General features: G+C 76.9%; 1 pseudogene. It reads right to left on the bottom strand.

Annotated elements, in window-relative coordinates:
* Positions 1-68: 68 nt before the first annotated feature.
* Positions 69-415: pseudogene (locus MKK68_RS13155) on the bottom strand (tRNA (N(6)-L-threonylcarbamoyladenosine(37)-C(2))-methylthiotransferase MtaB); the annotation flags it as partial.

The raw sequence follows: 415 nt of genomic DNA on the forward strand, positions 1-415 counted from the left end.
TACGGCACCGCGCCGCGCCACGGCGGACCCGGCCTGCAGCTCCATGCCCGGCAGCTCGCCCTGCCGCTCTACCCGAAGAAGCCGCCGGTCGTCGCCGAGGCGCCGGCGCCGGAGCACATGCGGAGCGGGCTCCTCGCCTGCCGCTGGACCGGCTCAGCGGGCGGGGGGCGCAGCCGAGGGCCTGCGATCTGGCGGCGAGCAGCGCCTGGCCGGTGTGGCGCAAGGCCGCATTCGGCGACGAGGTCGGGGGGGCAGGGGACCTGGTCCCCGGTCGCGGTCGGGAAGCCGGCGATCAGGTCGGCGCCGAACACCGCGTCCGGCCGCAACCGCCGCACCTCCCGGCAGAAGCGGATCGCGTCGGACCGCGCATGGCGCCGCTTCATCCGCTTCAGCACGAGGTCGTCGCCGGCCTGCA

It is taken from the genome of Methylobacterium sp. E-016, assembly GCF_022829745.1.
Classification (GTDB): Bacteria; Pseudomonadota; Alphaproteobacteria; order Rhizobiales; family Beijerinckiaceae; genus Methylobacterium.